This is a genomic window from Vicinamibacterales bacterium, assembly GCA_041659285.1.
Lineage (GTDB): Bacteria > Acidobacteriota > Vicinamibacteria > Vicinamibacterales > UBA2999 > 12-FULL-67-14b.
The window spans coordinates 40,933-60,544 of the sequence record JBAZYO010000014.1 but is presented as its reverse complement, the minus strand read 5'-3'; the positions used below and the strand labels follow the sequence as shown (position 1 = coordinate 60,544).

The window sequence follows — 19,612 nt, the reverse complement described above, 5'->3', positions numbered from 1 at the left end:
GCCGGCTCGTTATCGACCGGCGGCGCGGGTCCACGCCCTGAGGCGATCGGCCTGCTCGATGGTGTCTTCCCGGTCGAGCCAGGTATCCACCGGCCACGGCAGGCGCCACGTCCAGTTGATCGCGTCCACGACCGCGGGCGTGTTGATGCGATCCGTCCACCCGAACACGTCCTGCAGCGGAATCAGCGTGAGGCACGAGCCGGCGGCCAGCAGCGACTGCAGGACCGCGGAACGCTGCGCGTCGGTCTGCCCATCGTCGGTGGCAGCCAGCGGCTCGATGTCGTGCGTGCCGGTGGTGGCCACGGACAATTCAGGAAAATCCCTGGGATCGATCAGCGGCGTCTCCGGCCGGTCCCAGTGCCGTTCCCAGCGCAGGACCTTGAGGCCGGGCAGGTCGAGACGCGCCATCGATTCGCGCACGAAGGGCGGGATCACGCCCAGGTCTTCGGCGATCAACTCGGGCGCCGGCGTCCCGGCGCCGAGGATGCCGATCAGCCGTTCGCCCAACCGGGTCTGCGCCGGCTCGTCGCCCGGCTCGAAGAAGGCGGGCAGGCGCTGGTCGATCGGCCGGACGTACATGCGGTACAGGCCGACGAGGTGGTCGATGCGGAAGCCGTCGTAGAGCGCCGCGTAGCGTCTGGCGCGCGCGCGCATCCACGCAAAGTCGGTGGCGGCCATCACGTCCCAGCGCCACGGCGGCAGGCCCCAGTCCTGGCCGTTCTCGGCGAAGGCATCCGGCGGCACGCCGATGGTGGCGTCGAAGCGGAATTCCGGCTGCCGCGCCCACACGTCGGGGCTGTCGGCGGAATTCATGAACGGCAGATCGCCGAAAATACGGGTCGGCCACGCCAGCCGCTTGGCTTCCGCCCACTGGTCGGCGGCCAGCCATTGCAGGTACATCCGGTAGCGAATCTCGGCGTGGAGGGCGCGTCGCGCCGCTGCGACCGTGGCCGGCTCGGCGCGGGCCAGCGGCTCCGGCCACAAGTGCCACGGCAGCTCCTCGTGCAGCGCATGCAGCGCCCGGAACAGCGCGTACTCGTCGAGCCACCAGGCTTCTTCGGCGGCGAAGGCGTCGAACTTGCCGGCCCGCGGCGTGCCCCTCGACACCTCGAGCCGCAGGAACCGCTCGAAGCATTTGCGCAGCCATCGCTCCTTGAGCGTGCGGACCTCGGCGTACTCGATCCGCGGCGACTGCCGCAACGACCGCAGCGTCGCCATGTCGTCGTCGGTCAGCGCCAGCTCACCGCCCTGCCCGGCGAAATCGACGACCTGCGGCAGCGAGATGTAGATGGGATCGAGCGCCATCGCCGACATCGCCGAGTACGGCGATCGCTCGATTGGCGGCATCTCGTTGATCGGCAGAATCTGGAGGACGGACTGCCCCGCCTCGGCGGCCCACCGCGCGAACATCGCCAGGTCGGTGAACTCGCCTATCCCCCAGCTCTGGGAGGAGGCCAGGGAGAACAGCGGCACGCTGATGCCGCTCTGCCGGCGCATCATGCGGCGGGACCTGCGGACGCGCGCCGCAGGACGCGGGCGATCGCGGGCGCGAATACGGACGGCTCCGGCAACAAGCTCACCACGATATACGCCTCTCGCGCGAAGTCGAAGAAATATCCCGGATGCACCAGCACGTCGTCCACATCGAGCAGTTCGAGGACGAGGGCATCTTCGGATCGGACGGCGGGCACTTGCACGACCGCCGACCAGCCGCCTTCAACCGGCAGCACGTTCACCGACGGCATGGCGGCGGCCTGGGTGCGCAGCGTGGCGAGATTGTGCCGGACCCGCGCGAGAATCTGCGCGCGCACGAGCGCGCCCTGCTCGATGAGAGCGGGCGCGGCCACCTGCACGGGCGTGGACACCGACAGGTAGGTGTCGGCCACGATCTCGTACGCCGCCAGGGCCTCATCGACTTTCGCGGCCGGGCCGCCCACGCCGATCCAGCCCAGCTTCACCTGCGGCAGGCCCGCGGATTTTGACAGGCCGCCGAGGCTGAAGGTCAGCACGTCGCTGGCGGCCATCACGGGCGTCGCCGACGGCGCCGGATCGAGCGCGTAGTCGGCGAACACTTCGTCGCCGATGATCGGCCAGCCGTGAACGGCGCTCAGTTCCGACAGGGCGGCCAAATCGTCGCGGTGCAGGAACGATCCGGTGGGGTTGTTGGGCGACACGATCAGCAGCGCTTTCACCCGGGGGCCGATGGCGCGCCGCACCGAGTCGATGTCGATGCGCCAGGTGCCGTGATACTCGAGATCGTAGGTCAGCGCTGTAACAGACTCGAGACGAGCGAGGTGCTCGAACAGCGGGTAGCTGGGCCGCGGCACCAGCACGGCGTCGCCCGCGTCACAGAACAGCTTGAACAGCAGCGCGTAGGCCTCGCTGGTACTGGAGGTGACGGCGACGCGATCCGCCGAAATGACGATGCCCTTGCGGCGGAAGTCGCCGGCGACCGCGGCGCGAGCGGGCCACAGGCCGAGCGGCTGCGGATCGTAGGCGAGCCCCTGCGGATCGGCGAGCGGCGCGAGCAGGCCGGCCGGGTAGTTCAGGCCCACCCGCGTCGGGTTCGATTCGGTCAGGTCGGCAACGGCCACGCCGCGGCGGCGCTTGGCGTTGACCGCGCGAGTGAGGGCGTTGGGTTCGAGGTTGGCAGGGAGGCGCGAAGACGTCATTCAGCGGCTGACCAGCTCCACGCGTTGAATGACATCGCCTTCGAGGATGCCGTCCACCACGTCCATGCCCGCGATCACGCCGCCAAACACGGTGTAGATGTGATCGAGTCGCGGGGAATCGATCATGTTGACGAAGATCTGCGCGTCGCCGGTGTCGCGGCCGCGCGTGGAGACGCCCACCGTGCCGCGCAGGTGGAGCCCCGGCTCGTCGCGCATGAAGAACGGCTCCCCGCTGTACTCATTCGCGCCCGGGCTGCCGCCCTGGATGACGAAGTTTGGCGCAATGCGGTGGAAGGTCAGGCCGTCGTAGTAGCCTTCACCGGCGCGGCGCGCAATGCGAAGCACTGACAGTGGGGCGGCATCCACCTCGAGCGAGATGTCGAACGATCCGCGGCCGGCCATGTGGAAGCGGAGCGCCTTGCCGCGAAGCGCGTTGACGGCCGCCATGGTCACGCCCGGCGCCGGCAGCGGCTGCGGCTCTGCCGGGCGCGGCCGGCCGGTCCAGGCCGTCAGCATCTCCGCGGCCTTGGCGGCCACCGCCGGATCGAAGTCCTTGAGGTAACCCTCGATGTTCACCGCCTGCGTCGCATCGCCGTAGGCGTGCAGCCGGTTCAGGATGGCCATCCGCGGATCGCGCGAGGTGTCTTTGTGCTCCTTCGTGATGCGGCCCAGCGCCGCGATCAGCGGCGCGGTGGCCTTCGGCGCCAGCGTCTTGTCTTCCAGCGCGCGGACGGCGGACAGCACCAGTTGATAGTCGCTGCGGCTCAACGAATCGATCGCCGCCGGCACCACCTCGGGACGCTTCAGTTCGATCAAAGCGGTCAGCGCGGCTTCACGCACGTTGTCGACGCGGTCGCCCATCAGCGTGGTGAGCGCCGCCACGGCGCCCAGCGCGGCCGCGGCGCGGGCGGCGTACATCCGCACCTGCCACGTCGGGTGTTCGATGAAGCGCGGCAGCGCCTTCCGGGCGTCGTCCGGCTGCGTGCGGGCGAGCGACACGACGGCGTGCGCCGGCGCGTGCCACATGCGCGGCTGCATCGACAGCGACTCGACCAGTGCGCCCAACTCAGACGACGGGCCTTCCGCCGCGGGGCAGCCGGCGCCGAGCTGATCGATGGCCTGCAGCCGCACGTGCGGGTCGGCGTCCTTGAGGGCGGCGCGGACCGGCGCGCACGACGTCTTCTGCAACTGGCGTCCCCACCCGCGCAGGCCTTCCAGCCTGACGCGCGCTTCCCTGTCGGCCATCGCGCGCTTCAGGAGCGCGTCGCGATCGCTCAACGCCGCATCAGTGGCCGCGGCTGCCGCCGCGAAGCGACGGACTTCCGCATCCGCATCGAGCAAGCCGCGCTCGATCACGGAAGGGGTCGCCTGGTTGCCGGTGACGAGCGCCGCCATTGCCAGACGGCGGGTCAACACTGATCGCGGATCGGCCGCCGGCCGCTGCGCGGTGGCCGCCCACCGCAGCAGATCCCAGGTCCGCTGGCCCAGTGGCGGCAGTTTCTTCGCGCGCACCGTGCGCGCCAGCGACTCGAAGCCGCGCGCGGATCCGATCAGCGCGGCCGAGTCCACGTCGTTCATCGAGTCGGGCGACGGCAGGCCGGTCACCAGCACGGCCTCGGCGGCCGCCGCCTGTTCGGCGGTATCGTACGGCAGCCGGCCGAGCGCGGCGGCGATCTCGCCCCAGGGCTCCCACGTGTTGAGTTCGGCGTCCACGGCCGCCCGGTCGAGGAGCAGCTTCTCCACGTCGATCACCGCCGCGGGCGTGCGCGCCATTTGCGCGAGCGCGTTGGCGGCCTCGGCGCGAATGCCGACGCCATCCGCCAGCGCCGGCGCGATCAGCGGGATCAGCGCCGGCCGCTCGAGCCGGCCGATCGCTCGAATCGCGGTGCGCCGCCCGTTGCCCTTCAGGCCTTCGAGCAGCGGCGCCAGCCCCGGTTCGGTGGCCGGCCGTGCATCCTCGGCGACCAGCATCCGCTCCTGCAGGGACTGCGCGGCTGCCGGCGTCGCGAGACAGATCAAGAAAACCAGCAGTTTGTTCATGAAGCCCGTCGCCCTGAGTACTCCAGCATCTGCGCCGTGAGATCGCAAGGGTATGAGATCTTGACGTCCGTGACGGCGCCGGATCCGTCTTTGACAGCCTCGAGCCTCGGCATCACGAAGCCGGTGTACGACGGCAGCTTCAGGTGATCCACGCGCGCCACCACTTCGTCCCTGAGATCCGGGTCGAAATGCACCCCGTAGGATTCGAACAGCTCGCGAGCCGCCTGGTAGTCGCCCTGCGACTTGATCCGCTGGACCTCGGCGAGCAGCCTGGCCACTCCGGTCCGGAACGCATCCGAGTCGATCATCACGAAATAGGTCTTGCCGTCGCGCCGCCGCACGTCGATGGCCTTGGTGTTGGCGAGCAGCCAGTGAACGATGGCCTGGCGGTTGCGCATGTGGTCTTCTTCGAGCTGCGCGCCCTCGCGGACGCGCCGCAACTGGACCAGCGCATTGCGGGCGTAGGCCTCGTACTCGGTCTGCACCACCGCTTGCTGCTCGTCGGCGGGGACCAGCCCCATCTCCGCCAGATACGGATCGGCGACGAAATACAGCGCCACCAGGTCGGCGCGCGACTCCTCGAGCGCGGAGTACTGCTCCTTCAGCAGATCCTGCGGCGTCGCCTGGATGCCGTCGGCCATGCGGCCGGAGCCGTGCCCGAGCACCTCGTGAATCTCCGTGGTCAGCTCGCTCGCGAACGCGCCCCACCGCTTCGCCCGCTCCACCTCCGCATCGTCCCACGCGAACTCGTGGCGGAAGGTGTCGGGCATGGAGCGCTCGTAGGCCTCGAGCACGTTGGAGAGCGACACCGACTTGCTGCCGTGCACTTCGCGGATCCGCTGATCGTTCGGCAGGTTCACGCCGATCGGCGTGACCGGGCCCGAGTCGCCAATCTCGACCACCACTTCAATGGCCATGGCCGACACGCCCTGCACCTTCGGCTTGCGGTACCTGGGATCGATTGGCAGGTGATCCTCGAACCACTGCGCGTGCGTGGCCAGGGCGCGGATCTTCTCGGTCTTCTCGTGGTTGGCGTAATACACCACGGCTTCCCACGCGCCCTTCATGCCGCGGGCGTCCATGTAGACCTCGATGAAGCCGTTCATGGTGTCGACGGCGGTGTCGCGGTTCTGGACCCAGGCAATGTCGAAGGCCTCGCGATCGGCGTCGTCGCCCGTCTGGTAGAACTTGATCAGCGCCGCCAGCGCCTTACCCAGCGCCTCCGGCGCAAACGGCAGCGCGTCGCCAAGATGGCTGACGATCCGGCGGATCGGCGCATCGTACAACCCGCCGACGCGATACACCTCCTCGACCAGCTTGCCTTCGCGCATGGCGAGCCGCGAGTTCAGTTGGTGCTTCTCGGCAAACCCGTCGAGGTCGGCCATGGTGACGCCGTCGTAGAGGTTGTTGGCGCTCGAGGCGAGAATGTCCTGGCCACCGCCCGGGGTCTTCTGGGTGACCATGGGCTCGAAGTCAGGATCGAAGAACATGCGGGCGTAGCGCTCGACCCGCTCCCCGATCGTTTCACCCTCGCCCAGCGTGAAGTCGGCGCCGTTGCGCGCCGCGATTTCCATCGCCTCCTTGACGCGCCCGCGATCGAGATTCAACAGGAACTTGCGCGCGGTCAGGTTGTTGTACGGGCCGGTGTTGAGCCAGACCAGTTTGGTGTAGCGCGTCAGCTCCGCCAGCGTCTCGGCCGGCACGCCCTGCGCGTGGGTCAGGACCTCTTCGAGCAGATCACGGATCCCCAGGTTGTGGCGATGGCGCTGGTCGTAATAGATGTCGCGGCCGGCAATCGCCGCCTGGTAGAGGTGCCAGACCAGCGTCTTCTCCTTCAGGGTGAGTTCGTCGAAGCCGTCCGCGTACAACTGGACGACGGCGGCGTCGGCGATCTGTTCGAGCAGGTACGGGCGGGTGGGCGTCATGCGTTACAGCGGAAGCTCGACGGTTTGTCCATGGGTCGGGATCTCGACGTTCCAGGCCAGTTCCTTCTGGATGGTCGCTTTCAGCACGTCCTGGGCAGCAGGCTCGCCGTGGACGAGGTACGTGATCTTCGGGGCTCTCGGGATCGTGCGCAACCACTTGATGATCTCACCCGAGTCGGCGTGCGACGACATGCCGTTGATCTTGGCGACCTTGGCGCGCACCGGCACCTCCTGCCCGTACATCTTGATGTAATGCGCGCCCTCGATCAGGTTGCGGCCGCGGGTGCCCACGGCCTGGTAGCCGACAAACAGCACGGTGTTCCGCTCGTAGGGCAGCTCGGCGAACAAGTGGTGCACGACGCGGCCGCCGGTGGCCATGCCGCTCGACGCGATCACGATCGAAGGTCCCGGCGTCTGGACCAGGCGCTTCGACTCATCGGCGGTTTCCACCGCGGTGAAGCGCGGCAGGGTGCGCTGCATGGTGGACACATCCTGGTCCAGTTCGTGAGACCGGCGCCGGTAGAACTCGAGGCCTTCGAGGGCCATCGGGCTGTCCACGTAGATCGGCAGCTTCGGGATGCGGTTCTGGTCCTCGAGGCGGTACAACCAGTAGAGGAGCTCTTCGACGCGGCCAATCGCGAAGGACGGGAGAATCAGCTTGCCTCGCCGCGTCACCGTGTCGTTGACAATGGCCGCGAACGCCGCGCCGTCGTCTTCGGGCGGGTGGAGGCGATCGCCGTAGGTTGACTCGACCAGCAGCACGTCGGTTTCGACGCCGGGCGACGGATCGGGAAGGATCGGCCGGTTGTAACGGCCCAGGTCGCCGCCGAACAGGACGCGACCGCCGCCGTTGCCGCGCCGCGTGGCCAGCACGAACGACGAACCCAGCAGGTGGCCGGCGTTGATGAACTCAACGTCCAGGTGATCGGCGACCTGGACCTTCTTCTCCATCGGGCACACCTTGAATCGGGAGAGCGCCGCGGTGGCGTCTGCTTCGGTGTAGAGCGGCAGCGCGGGATGATGTTTCGAGAACCCGTGCTTGTTGGCATGGCGGGCATCCTCTTCCTGGATGCGGGCCGCATCCGGAAGAATGAGCTTCGACAGATCGTGCGTCCCACCGGTGCAGTACACCTTCCCCTTGAAGCCAGAGGCCACCAGGCGCGGAACCAGCCGGTATGGTCCAGGTGCGCGTGTGTGAGGACGACGGCGTGAATGCTGTCGGCGGGAACCGGCAGCGCCGCCCAGTTGCGCAGGCGCAGCTCCTTGAGCCCTTGAAACATTCCGCAGTCGAAGAGGATGCGCTGCCCGTCGATCTCGAGCAGGTGCTTGGAACCGGTGACCGTGCGCGCGGCCCCAAGAAACGTGAGCGAAGGCATGGACGTATCATAAACAGCAATCGCCATGAAAAAACTGCTTGCTTCCCTCCTTTTGCTGCCCGGGTTGGTGTTTGCGCAGGGACGGGCACTCACCATCGACGACCTCTACGACCCGGCCAAGCGGATCGACTTCTCAGGCGGCGCGCCGTCCGGCTTGGCCTGGATGTCAGACGCCGAATACGCGTGGCCGAAGCCGGGCGAGCGCGGCAGCGTCGAGTGGGTCAAGGTGGACGCCGCCACCGGCGCCAGCACGCCCCTGTTCGACGCCGCGAAGATGCGCGCCGCGTTCGATGCCTTGCCGGGCCTGCGCGCCGAGGACGTGGCGCGGCTGCCCAACTCGCGCGGCCTCGAGATGAACCCGGCCCGCACGGCGGCGGTGGTGTCGATCGGCGACGATTTGTACTACTACCCGTTCGGGACCGACCGCGTGTTCCGCCTCACTTTCGACCCCGCGGCTGAAGAGGAATTCTCGTTCAGCCCCGACGGCAAGCTCCTGGCCTTCCTGCGCGGCAACGACCTCTACGTGATCGAGGTGGACCAGCGCCGCATCGAGCGCCGCCTCACCACCGACGGCGGCCCGCAGCTGCTGAACGGCAAGCTCGACTGGGTCTACCAGGAAGAGATCTACGGCCGCGGCAACTACCGCGCGTACTGGTGGAGTCCGGACTCCGTCCACCTCGCCTACCTGCAGCTCAACGAAGCGCCGGTCCCCGAGTTCACGGTGATCGATCACCTGCCGAAGCGTCTCGGCATCGAGACCTGGGACTACCCGAAGGCCGGCGACCCCAATCCCACCGTGAAGCTCGGTGTGCTCCCGGTGGCCGGCGGCGCCACGCGCTGGGCGAACCTCGAGAAGTACGCGCCGGCGGAGTTCCTCATCGTCAACGTGAGCTGGACGCCGGATGGGAAGCAGGTCGCCTACCAGGTGCAGAACCGCGAGCAGACCTGGCTCGACCTGAACCTGGCCGAGCCGAACGGCGGCGCGCCGCGCACCATCCTGCGCGAGACCACCAAGGCGTGGGTGGATCCGATTGGCCCGCCGACGTTCCTGAAGGACGGCACGTTCGTGTGGGCGAGCGATCGGTCCGGCTGGCGGCATGTCTACCACTACAAGATGGACGGGTCGCTGGTGCGCGCGATCACCAGCGGCGCGTGGGACATCAAGGCGTTCCACGGCGTGGACGAGACCGGCGGCTGGCTGTATTTCTCCGGCACCGAACGGAGCTACATCGGCAGTGATGTGTATCGCGTGAAGGTGGATGGCACCGGCCTGACGCGCTTGACGCAGACGCCCGGATCGCACCGCGCCGCCTTCTCACCGGGACTCGCCCACTACATCGACAACTTCAGCGACCTCACCACGCCGCCACAAGTGCGCATCCATCGCGCCGACGGCACCCAGGTGCGCCTGGTCCACGAGAGCAAGGTGGATCTGTCGCCGTTCAAGCTGTCGAAGCCGGAGCTGCTGCAGGTGAAGGCGCGCGACGGCTTCGCGATGGAAGCCATGTTGATCAAACCGGTGGACTTCAACCCGTCGCGGAAGTACCCGGTAATGCAGTTCACCTACGCCGGCCCGGCGGCGCCGATGGTCCGCAACGCGTGGCCTGGCGGAACGATGATGTATTACCAGATGCTGGCGCAGCGCGGCATCGCGGTGTGGATCATGGACAACCGCTCGGCAAGCGCCAAGGGCGCGCAGTCGGCCTGGGGCATCCACAAGCAGCTCGGCGTGTCGGAACTCGCCGACATCGAAGACGGCCTCACCTGGCTGAAGAAGCAGCCGTGGGTCGATGGCTCGCGCATCGGCCTCGACGGCTGGAGCTACGGCGGCTTCATGACCACCTACGCGCTCACTCACAGCACCAGCTTCGCGATGGGCATCGGCGGCGGCAACGTCACCGACTGGAGCCTCTACGACAGCGTCTACACCGAGCGCATGATGCTGATGCCGCAGAACAATCCCGAGGGCTACGAGAAGTCGTCGGTGCTGAAGGCGGCAAAGAACCTGCACGGCCAGTTGCTGCTGATCCACGGCGTGATCGACGACAACGTGCACATGCAGAACACCATGTCGCTGGCGTACGAGCTGCAGAAGGCCGGCAAGCCGTTCCGGCTGATGACCTACGAGCGCTCGCGCCACGGCGTCGCCGACCCGGACCTGGTGAAGCACATGCGACAGATGATGCTGGACTTCACGGTGGAGACGCTGCTCAAGCTAGTGCCGCAAGCAGCCACGACTGCATCGAAGTAATCACCGGGGACTGAAGTATCCTGTTTCGCATGTATGCCATGGTGATCGTCCGGTACCGCCGGCCCATTGAAGAAGTGCTCGCCCAGCAGGAGGCCCACCGGGCGTTCCTGCGGAAGCTCAAGGAAGAAGGCACCCTCCTCGCCGCCGGCCCCAACGAGCCGCGCTTCGGCGGCATGTTCCTGGTGCGCGTGCCGGACGAGAACCCGCAGCAGGCGCTGGATGCGATTCGCGACGCGGACCCGTACTACCTGGCCGGTGTGGCGCAGTACGAGTTGATGCAGTGGAATGTGGTGATCGGAAAAGACGCGCTGGACAAGCTCTAGCATCGAGACCAAGAGGCCTTAACAGGAGGCCAGAAGATCAGAAGAAGAGTTGTTACTTCTGGACTCCTGTTACTTGTCTTTACGCTGACGCAACCACTCCCCGAGCGTCCACGACCCGACCATCAGGGCGATCACGGCGAGGAGCGCGACGAGGAGGGGGCGGCCGGCCACTTACGCCTTCCGCGGCCCGGTGAACTCGCTGATGATCATCCCGGCCACGAACACGACGACGGCGCCGATCAGGTTGTGCCAGAGGAAGGCGATCGACGTGAACACGGTGACGTAGCCGACCACGGCCATGCCGGTGATCAGCCCCACGAACGCGCCGGTCGAGTTGGCGCGCTTCCAGCCGATGGCGAGCAGGAACACACCGAGGATCGATCCGTAGAAGAACGATCCGAAGCGGTTCACCACTTCGATCAGCGACCCCAGCTCCGCCGCCCAGATCGCGACCACCGACGCCAGCACGCCCCAGAACAGCGTCGCCACCTTCGAGACCCGCAGCAAGTGCTTCTCATCGTCATCGTCTCGCACCCAGCGGCGGTAGAAGTCGATCACGGTGGACGTGGAGAGGGCCGACAGCTCCCCTGAAATCGTGGACATCGCGGCGGCGAAGATGGCGGCCATCAGCAGGCCGATCAAGCCCACCGGCAGGTGCGTGACGATGAAGGTCGGGAAGACGTAGTTGATGTCGTTGTAGGTCGAGTCGCCCGACACGTCCTTGACGAGCGTCACCGCCTCGGCGCGCACGGCCTGCACGCGCGCCTCTTCGGCGTTGAACGCCGCCGACCGCGCGTCCCTGGCTGACACGTCGCCCGACCGATCGGCCGCGGCGAATTGCTCGGCGGCCAGCTTCCTGGCGGCGATCGCCTCGCCAAACTTCTGCTCGAGCGCAACGTACTCGCCCGCCCGCGCGCTCTCGCGCACGCGCTGGTCGTGCGCCGGGTTGAACAGCATCGGCGGCGGCGTGAACACGTAGAACATGAACATGAACACGCCGATGATCATCACCAGCGCCTGCAGCGGAATCTTCCAGTAGGCGCTCATGAAGAGCGACGAGCGGGCCTGGTCGATCGACTTGGCGGTCAGGTAGCGCTGCACCTGGCTCTGGTCGGTGCCGAAGTACGACAGGAACAGGAACAGCGCCCCGATCGTGCCGGTCCAGAACGTGTAGCGCACGCTCGGGTCGGTCGAGAAGTCGAACACCTGCAGGCGCCCGGTGGTGCCGGCGATCCGCAGCGCCTCACCGACACTGACGTTGTCGGGCAGGCCCAGCATCAGCGCGAGGCACGCCGCCACCAGGCCGCCGATGATCAGGTACATCTGCTTGACGTCGGTCCAGGCCACCGCCTGCACGCCGCCGAACATCGTGTAGATGGCGGTGGGCACGCCCATCAGCAGGCAGGTGGTGGTGACGTCGAGGCCGATCATCACCGACAGCACCACCGCCGGCGCCGAGATCACGGCGCCGCACGCGAGTCCCCGTGAAAACAGGAATAGCAGGGCGGTGAACGAACGCGTCTTCGCGTCGAAGCGCTTCTCGAGGTACTCGTAAGCGGTGAAGATGCGCGCGTTGTGGAAGAACGGGACGAAGGTGACGGCGATGATGATCATCGCGATCGGCAGCGCGTAGTACTGCTGCAGCAGGCTCATGCCGACGGCATAGCCCTGGCCGGTGGTGCCGATCATGGTGATGGCCGACAACTGCGTCGCCATCACCGACAGCCCGATGGCCCACCACGGCAGGCTGCGGCTCGCCAGGAAGTAGCCCTCGAGCCCGCTGGTGTTCTTGCTGAGGCGGATGCCGTCCCAGATCACCCACGCCAGGTAGACCGCGATAATCGTCCAGTCGATCGCGGACATCAGCGTGTGAAGTAGGTCTGGAACATGTAAAGGGCGGCCAGGGTGACGGCCCACACGACCGCCACCTTGAGGTAGGTCCGCGACATGGCGGTCACAGTTGCGTCACCAGCGCTTTGAGGTTGGCGCCGGCTGAATCGAGCCGCTCGCGGCGGATCGACCAGTTCTCCCGATCCATCTCCAGCAACCGCTGCGAGGCGGCGACGGCCCGCGCCGTGACCTCCGGGGCCGGGCCGCCGTGGGTCTTCCTGACGGCGACGAAATGCGCGGGGCTCAGCACCGTCTGCAACTCCGCCTCGGAATATTCCAGCGGACGTCCAAGGATGGCGCTCGACGCGCTGTGAAGCGCCGCCGACAGCGACACGTTCGGGTCCTCGGTCCGCGCCTTGAGCAGCAGCGCGGCAATCCCGTGCGCCGACCGGAACGGCAGGTTGTGATCGCGGACCAGCGTGTCGGCCAGCTCGGTCATGGTGGTGCCGCCGTGCGCGGCCCGCGACGCCAGGTGTTCCACGTTGAAGTCGGCCAGCCGCATCGCCGCCGCCACCAGCGTCACCATGCGGATGGCATCCCCGAACATCGACGCCACCAGCGGCTGCAGGTCGTCTTCGGTATCGACGATGTCGCCGAAGGGGGTGTTGTGGACGGCGGTGGTGATGGCCTGCGCCTGGCCCACGGCCTTGCTGCCGATGGCGCGCGCGTGCTCGAGGGCGACCGGGTTCCGCTTCTGCGGCATGATGCTGCTGCCCTGCACGAAGCCGTCGCTGAGGCGCAGGTAGCCGAACTCCATCGTGCACCAGAGCAGGAAGTCCTGGATGACGCGGCCGAGGCCGACAATCAGCACGCTGGTGGCCGACACGCTCTCCAGCAGGTAGTCCACCGTGGCAATGCTGCCGTAGGTGTTGCCGGTGGGGCCGCTGAAGCCCAGCAGCTCGCTGGTGCGGTGGCGATCGATCAGAAAGCCGGTGCCGGTGATGGCGCAGGCCCCGAGCGGATTGTGGTTCGTGGACTCGTACGCCGCCGCCAGCCGCGTGGTATCGCGCTCGAGTTGTTCGATCACCGCCAGCAGGTAGTGCGCGATGGTCGAGGGCTGCGCCGGCTGCGTGTGCGTGTGCGCGCCGTAGACGGTGCCGGTATGGCGCCCGGCCAGGACCAGCAGGTTGCCGCGCAGGTCGAGCAGGGCCGACGCCAGCGCCGCGATGAACTCGCGCTGCCGGATGCGGTACATCGTCATGTCGATGTCGTTGCGGCTGCGCGCGGTGTGGAGGCGGCCGGCGACATCTTCATCACACGACTGCTTGATCAGGCGCTCGATATAGAAGAACAGGTCTTCGTAGGTGCCGTCGTAGAGGACCTTGCGGACACTGTCGAGGGAGATGCCGTCGAGCGCGGCGTGGAGGGCACGGGCATCCTCCTTCGTGATGATGCCCTGCTCGGTGAGCATGACCAGGTGCGCGTAGTGAATCGCCATCAGCGGCGACAGCAGCAGCTCTTTGGCGTCTTCGAAGTTCTCGTTGAGTACGTTGGCCACGTACTCGGGGGCAAATTTCATTACTAGCAGTATATTGCGGGTCATGAAGCTTCGACCCATTGCCGTCGTGCTCCTCTTGGCCCTGACATCGGCCGGCAGCAGTGCCCTGGCCCAGGCGCCGGCCACCAGCCTCCAGATGGCCGGGCTCAGTCAGCCCGTGGAGATCATCCGCGACCGCTGGGGCATCAACCACATCTATGCGCAAAACGAGGCCGACCTGTTCTTCGCGCAGGGGTATGCGGCGGCGAAGGACCGCCTGTTCCAGTTCGAGATGTGGCGGCGGCAGGCCACCGGCACGGTGGCGGAGATTCTCGGACCGCGGGAAGCGCGCCGCGACCAGGGTGCGCGCCTCCACATGTTCCGCGGCGACCTCGATGACGAGCTGAACCGGTATCACCCGCGCGGCAAGCTGATTGTCGAGGCCTACGTGCGCGGCATCAACGCCTACGTCGCCGAAACCGAGAAGAACGCCGCGCTGCTCCCCATGGAATTCAGGATGCTCGGCATCACGCCGGGCCGATGGACGCCGGCGGTCGTGATCTCGCGGCACCAGGCCCTGGCGTCCAACGCCAGCGAAGAGGTGCGGTCGATTCGCGCGATCAAGGCCATCGGCCTCGACCGAACGCGAGAGCTGCTCTACTTCCAGGGCGGCGATCCGCGCTTCGACCTCGATCCCGCCATCGATCCGAAGGTGTTCCCCGACAACGTGCTGGACATCTACACCGCGTTCCGCGCCAGCATCCAGTTCAGGCCCGAGGATGTGTTGCCGCAGTACAGGGGAGGCGCGGTGATCGCCGGCGGCGCCCCGAATGCCATCGCGGCCGACCCGGCCGGACCGCTGTCGCTCGAGGCGGATCCGCGGGACATCGGATCGAATAACTGGGTGGTGTCGGGTTCGAAGACGGTCAGCACCAGACCGATCCTCGCCAACGATCCGCACCGCGTGATCGCGGCCCCGTCGCTGCGCTACTGGGTGCACTTGGTGGCGCCGGGCTGGAACGTGATCGGCGGCGGCGAGCCCGTGCTCCCCGGCGTCTCGATTGGCCACAACGAACATGGCGCGTGGGGCCTGACGATTTTCGGACAGGACGCGGAAGACCTGTACGTCTACGACACCAACCCGGCGAATGCGAACGAGTATCGCTACAAGGGTGGCTGGGAGCCGATGCGCGTGATCGCCGACACGATTCCCGTCAAGGGCGCAAAGCCCGAGCCGGTGGAGTTGAAATACACGCGTCACGGTCCGGTGGTGTTCGAAGACCGCGCCAACCGCAAGGCCTACGCGCTGCGCGCGGGATGGATGGAGCCCGGCGGCGCGCCGTATCTCGCCAGCCTCCGGATGAACCAGGCCAGGAACTGGGAGGAGTTCCGCGAAGCCTGCAGCTTCAGCCAGATGCCGTCCGAGAACATGGTGTGGGTCGATCGCAGCGGCACCATTGGCTGGCAGGCGGCGGGCATCCAGCCGATCCGGCGCAACTGGAGCGGCGTGCTGCCGGTGCCGGGCGATGGCCGATACGAGTGGGACGGCTACCTGCCGATCAAGGCGCTGCCGTACGACGCCAACCCGTCACGTGGCTTCATCGCCACGGCCAACAACTACCTGCTGCCCGACGACTATCCCAATAAGGATCTGTTGCACGTCACCAACTGGGCCGATGCGTTTCGCGCCTCGCGCATCACCGAGGTGCTCGGCTCGGGCCGGCTGTTCAGCGTCGCGGAAATGACGCGGCTGCAGAACGACGACCTGTCGGTGGTCGCGCGGGCGCTGACACCGCTGCTGAGGCGCGTCACCCTGTCGAACGCCGCGAGCGCGAGGGCACGAGACCTGCTGACGAATTGGGATTTCGTGCTCGACAAGGATTCAGTCGCCGCCGGCGTGTACGCGATGTGGCAGCGACGCATTCTCGACAATGCCCGGCAGGTGGTCGTGCCGGCTGAGGCGATCAAGGCGGTGGGCGCCAACCTCGTGTCGACCAAGCGGGTCATCGATTGGCTCCATGCACCCGATGGCCGCTTTGGCGCCAACCCCGTCGCCGGCCGCGATGCGCTGGTGGCGCGCAGCATCGACGAAGCGGTCGCCGAACTGACCAAGCGGTATGGCCCCGACATGCAGGGCTGGAAGTACGGCCAGGAGCGCTATCACCACGCGCTGTTGCGTCACCCCTTATCGGACGTCGTCAACGCCGTCACGCGCGCGAAGCTCGAGGTCGGTCCGCTGCCACGCGGCGGTGACGGCATGACGGTGAGCGCGACGGGCAATGCCGACAACCAGGCGTCGGGCGGGTCGTTGAAGATCATCGCCGACACCGACGACTGGGATAACTCGGTTGGCCTCAACACCCCGGGCCAGTCCGGCGATCCAGACAGCCCCCATTACCGCGACCTGTTCGAGCTGTGGGCGCAGGGGACGTACTTCCCCGTGGCCTACTCCCGCAAGAAAGTGGAGTCGGTCACCGAGGGGGTGACGCGCTTGGTACCAGGCGCGCGCTGAAATTCAGACGCCATACCGTTCGTGAAGCACGCCCAGATGATGCTGCGCGTGGCCGGGAATGATCCAGCAGATGGCCCGGGCCGTCACGGGGCTGTTGTTGGCCACACCCGCGTTCGCCATCGCGGTGTCGTCCAGGGATTCGATCAGCGCGATGGTGGATCGCCGGACGGCGATGAGCTCGTCAACGACGTCGGCCAGCCGGCGCTTGCCGTGCGGCGCCACCGCGGCCCAGGCGTTCTCGTCGAAGCCGGCCAGTGGCGCCTGGTCGGCGCGGGCGATGCGGAGCAGGCGGTAGGAAAACACGCGCTCGGTGTCGGCCATGTGGCCAACCAGTTCCTTCACGCTCCACTTGCCCTCGGCATAGCGGTGGTCGCCGACGGTCTCGGCCAGGCCGCGGAGCTTCTCGAACGCGGCAATCTGGTCCTTGAGCAACGCGACCGGGTCGCTGACTTTGCCGACGTAGCCGGCGTAGAAGGGGTTGAACTCGGAGGCTGCGGGGCGGGCGATGGTCATCGTGAGAGAGCTCCGTTAGGTATGAGGATGTCGGACAAGGCTTCAAGTGTTTTGACGCCGTGTACGTCTGAAGGTAACTGCGGCACGCGGACGCGCGACAGCTTCGCGAACCGGCGGTCGATCTCGTCGAGGTAGACCACCTCCTGGGCGTGGCGCGACTGCAGGAACGGGTCGGGGCTGGTCGCCGGCAGCACGCGGTTGACGACCAGGCCGCCGATGCTGACGCCGGCCTCGTTCAACTGCTCGATGGCGCGCGCGGTCTCTTCGATGGGCAGGCGCTCGGCCACCAGCACCAGGATGAAGGCGCTCACGCGCGGGCTGAGCAGCCGGGCGCGGAACTCGCGCAGGCCCTCGAGGCGCGCGGTCAGCGAGATCATCACCGGGTCGGTCTTGTCGTCCTGCTCGATGCCCAGCATCGCCTGACGCGAGCGTGACAGCGCGCGAATCCACGCCTCCATCAGCTCCGGCATGCGGATCAGGCGGAGGGTGTGTCCCGTCGGCGCGGTGTCGAAGATGATCAGGTCGAAGCGCGTGTCTTCGCCGCGGATCAACCCGCCGATACGGTCGAACAGCGCCATCTCCTCGGCGCCGGGCATGCTGGCGGCGAGGTCAATCTGCTTGTTCGCTTCTTTCAGGATGTGATCGCCGAACAGGCCCTTGATCTGTTCCTTGACGTTGGCGACGTAGCGCTGCGATTCGATGGCACCATCGATCTCGAGGCCGCTCAGGTTCGGCAGCAACTCGACCGGCTCCGGGCCAATCTCGCGCTCGAAGATGTCGGAGGTCGAGTGCGCCGGGTCGGTAGACACCAGCAGCACGCGTTTGCCGGCGTGACTGGCCGCCAGCGCCGTCGCCGACGCGCACGTCGTCTTGCCGACGCCACCCTTGCCGCCGAAGAAGAGGACTTTCTTCTCGAGTAGATTGCGCATCGTCAGCAGCAGGGCAAGGTGCCGAGGGGTGAACGGTCCATGCCCATCCGCTTGTGCCACACGTGGAACTGCTCGAGCAGGTAGGGATAGACGTCGAGCAGGTAGAGCGTCGCCGGATTCGGGAGCCCGACGATTTCCATGTAGCAGAGGAGCAGGAACAGGTCGTTCAGCTCGGCGGCCTGCATCCGCAACTCGCGTTCGTAGGCGCCATAGGCGGCGCCGTGGAAGAAGTCGCGGATGTTCTGGCGGACAGACATTGCTCGATGATAGCCCCTAGATATTTCCCTGGCGCTTGAATGTGCGCACTATAATCTTTTCAGTAATCATTTCACATTGTGGCTATTTGTGGCAGTTTAGGTTATAAATAGCTGTTTTTGTGTGTGATATTATCATTTCATAATGAGCGCCATAACTGAGCAGTTGAGCCGCGGGGTCCTGCACTCGGCTGATCTGCGCCAGAGGCTTGGCGTTTCGTCGGCGACGCTCATGCGGGCCGTTCGGAATGCGGGGCGTGACGTGGTCCGAATCGGTCGAGGTCGCGCCACGCGCTATGGGTTGCGCCAAACGTGGCCAACCCTCGATGCCGCGAGCTTCCCGCTGTTTCGAGTGACCGAAACCGGAACTGCCCGGTCGGACGGCGAGTTGCTCACCCTGGCCGCGCGGCAGACGGTGTCGATGCCCGCGGGCACGGTGTCGAACGGGCTCCCGATCGAGCTCGTCGATGCGCGCCCCTCAGGATTCCTGGGACGGCACTTCGGGGCGATGCACGCCGACCTCCGGCTGCCGGCGCGCCTGGCTGATTGGTCTGATCATCACATTCTGATCGCGATGTCGCGGCGTGGCGAAGACCTGCCGGGCAATCTCGTCGTCGGCGACGAATCGTTTGCGCGTTGGCAGGCACTCGAGATGGCCGGCACGACCCGTGACGATTACCCGGCACTGGCAGCCGCCACGATCGCGGGACATCCTCCGGGATCGTCCGCCGGTGGCGAGCGGCCAAAATTTGGCGTGCTCGTGGACGGACGGCATCAGCTCGTCAAATTCGCCACACGCGGAGGCACAGGCGATGTGGTGGCCAGACGCTGGTGCGATCTGCTCGTGCTCGAAGCGCTGGCGCTGGCCGCCGTGTCGGCGCACGGCATCGCCGCCGCGATCACGACCATCGTCGAGACACCGTCGCACTGCTTCCTCGAAAGCGAACGATTTGATCGCGTGGGCGTACGCGGACGTGCGGCGGTGTTGAGCCTGGCGGCCGTTCACGACGACCCCGCCGACACCTGGGCCCGGGCGGCCGCGCGGCTGGGGGACGCTGGCCGTCTCGCCGGCGAAGATGCGCGCCGCCTCCGCTGGCTTGATGCCTTTGGTGCGCTCATCGCCAACACCGATCGGCATCAGCACAACATTGTCTTCTTCGCCGATGGCGCCGGTCTTCGCCTGGCGCCGGCGTTCGATCAGGTATCGATGCAGTACGCGCCGTCGGCGGATGGCCAGTTGCCCGCGCGGCCCTTTGCGTTGCCGTATGCGACCGCCGACACGCTGGATGTGTGGGACGATGCGCGCCTGGCGGCGCGGGAGTTCTGGCAGCGGGCCAGCGATGACGGCCGCGTGTCGGATGACATGCGGCACTGCTCTGCCGCCAACGCCAGGGCGCTCGCGAACTGAACCAGTTCCAGATTCCCGCGGGCACTCGAGGTGCCTTCCCGA

Annotated in this window: 14 protein-coding genes; 4 read left to right on the top strand and 10 right to left on the bottom strand. The window is 67.0% G+C overall.

Annotation, left to right across the window (positions count from 1 at the left end):
* Positions 1-9: 9 nt before the first annotated feature.
* The 5 genes from malQ to WC815_19440 are packed head-to-tail and all read right to left on the bottom strand — an operon-like array spanning position 10 to position 7,792.
* A complete protein-coding gene (gene malQ / locus WC815_19460) occupies positions 10-1,500 on the bottom strand; it encodes a 4-alpha-glucanotransferase (protein MFA5910960.1) in 1,491 nt (496 codons plus the stop codon).
* Positions 1,497-2,672 (bottom strand): pyridoxal phosphate-dependent aminotransferase, encoded by a 1,176-nt coding sequence (locus WC815_19455; protein ID MFA5910959.1) that lies wholly within the window; start codon positions 2,670-2,672, stop codon positions 1,497-1,499. The genes malQ and WC815_19455 overlap by 4 nt, the downstream gene beginning before the upstream one ends.
* The gene (locus WC815_19450) at positions 2,673-4,712 is read right to left on the bottom strand and encodes a peptidylprolyl isomerase (protein MFA5910958.1); all 2,040 of its coding nucleotides are present in this window, start codon (positions 4,710-4,712) and stop codon (positions 2,673-2,675) included.
* Complete coding sequence (locus WC815_19445) at positions 4,709-6,637, bottom strand: hypothetical protein (protein MFA5910957.1); 1,929 nt, start codon at positions 6,635-6,637, stop codon at positions 4,709-4,711. Before WC815_19445 ends, WC815_19450 begins: the two co-directional genes overlap by 4 nt.
* Positions 6,638-6,640: 3 nt before the next feature.
* Positions 6,641-7,792 (bottom strand): MBL fold metallo-hydrolase, encoded by a 1,152-nt coding sequence (locus tag WC815_19440; protein ID MFA5910956.1) that lies wholly within the window; start codon positions 7,790-7,792, stop codon positions 6,641-6,643.
* 246 nt (positions 7,793-8,038) lie between these two features.
* On the opposite strand from WC815_19440, the gene WC815_19435 reads away from it, so the two are divergent.
* Together WC815_19435 and WC815_19430 are read left to right on the top strand one after the other, a co-directional pair.
* A complete protein-coding gene (locus tag WC815_19435) occupies positions 8,039-10,264 on the top strand; it encodes a S9 family peptidase (GenBank protein ID MFA5910955.1) in 2,226 nt (741 codons plus the stop codon).
* Positions 10,265-10,293: 29 nt separating this feature from the next.
* Positions 10,294-10,587, top strand: a complete 294-nt coding sequence (locus tag WC815_19430) for a YciI family protein (protein ID MFA5910954.1) — start codon at positions 10,294-10,296, stop codon at positions 10,585-10,587.
* A gap of 171 nt (positions 10,588-10,758) precedes the next feature.
* Here the strand turns inward: WC815_19430 and WC815_19425 are convergent, their stop codons facing one another.
* Positions 10,759-12,450 (bottom strand): sodium:solute symporter, encoded by a 1,692-nt coding sequence (locus WC815_19425; GenBank protein ID MFA5910953.1) that lies wholly within the window; start codon positions 12,448-12,450, stop codon positions 10,759-10,761.
* 91 nt (positions 12,451-12,541) lie between these two features.
* Positions 12,542-13,996: an argininosuccinate lyase gene (gene argH, locus WC815_19420; GenBank protein ID MFA5910952.1), complete on the bottom strand. Its 1,455-nt coding sequence runs from the start codon at positions 13,994-13,996 to the stop codon at positions 12,542-12,544.
* A gap of 22 nt (positions 13,997-14,018) precedes the next feature.
* Here argH and WC815_19415 point away from each other — a divergent pair, with 22 nt between their 5' ends.
* Positions 14,019-16,466 carry a penicillin acylase family protein gene (locus tag WC815_19415; protein ID MFA5910951.1) on the top strand — a complete coding sequence of 816 codons (2,448 nt, stop codon included), beginning with the start codon at positions 14,019-14,021 and terminating at the stop codon, positions 16,464-16,466.
* 3 nt (positions 16,467-16,469) lie between these two features.
* Here the strand turns inward: WC815_19415 and WC815_19410 are convergent, their stop codons facing one another.
* From WC815_19410 to WC815_19400, 3 genes are read right to left on the bottom strand one after another with little or no spacing between them, the layout of a single operon-like run.
* Positions 16,470-16,979 (bottom strand): DinB family protein, encoded by a 510-nt coding sequence (locus WC815_19410; GenBank protein MFA5910950.1) that lies wholly within the window; start codon positions 16,977-16,979, stop codon positions 16,470-16,472.
* A complete protein-coding gene (locus tag WC815_19405; GenBank protein ID MFA5910949.1) occupies positions 16,976-17,908 on the bottom strand; it encodes an ArsA family ATPase in 933 nt (310 codons plus the stop codon). The genes WC815_19410 and WC815_19405 overlap by 4 nt, the downstream gene beginning before the upstream one ends.
* Positions 17,909-17,910: 2 nt before the next feature.
* Positions 17,911-18,165 carry a cory-CC-star protein gene (locus WC815_19400; protein ID MFA5910948.1) on the bottom strand — a complete coding sequence of 85 codons (255 nt, stop codon included), beginning with the start codon at positions 18,163-18,165 and terminating at the stop codon, positions 17,911-17,913.
* Positions 18,166-18,307: 142 nt separating this feature from the next.
* Here WC815_19400 and WC815_19395 point away from each other — a divergent pair, with 142 nt between their 5' ends.
* Complete coding sequence (locus tag WC815_19395) at positions 18,308-19,570, top strand: HipA domain-containing protein (protein ID MFA5910947.1); 1,263 nt, start codon at positions 18,308-18,310, stop codon at positions 19,568-19,570.
* Positions 19,571-19,612 lie beyond the last annotated feature (42 nt).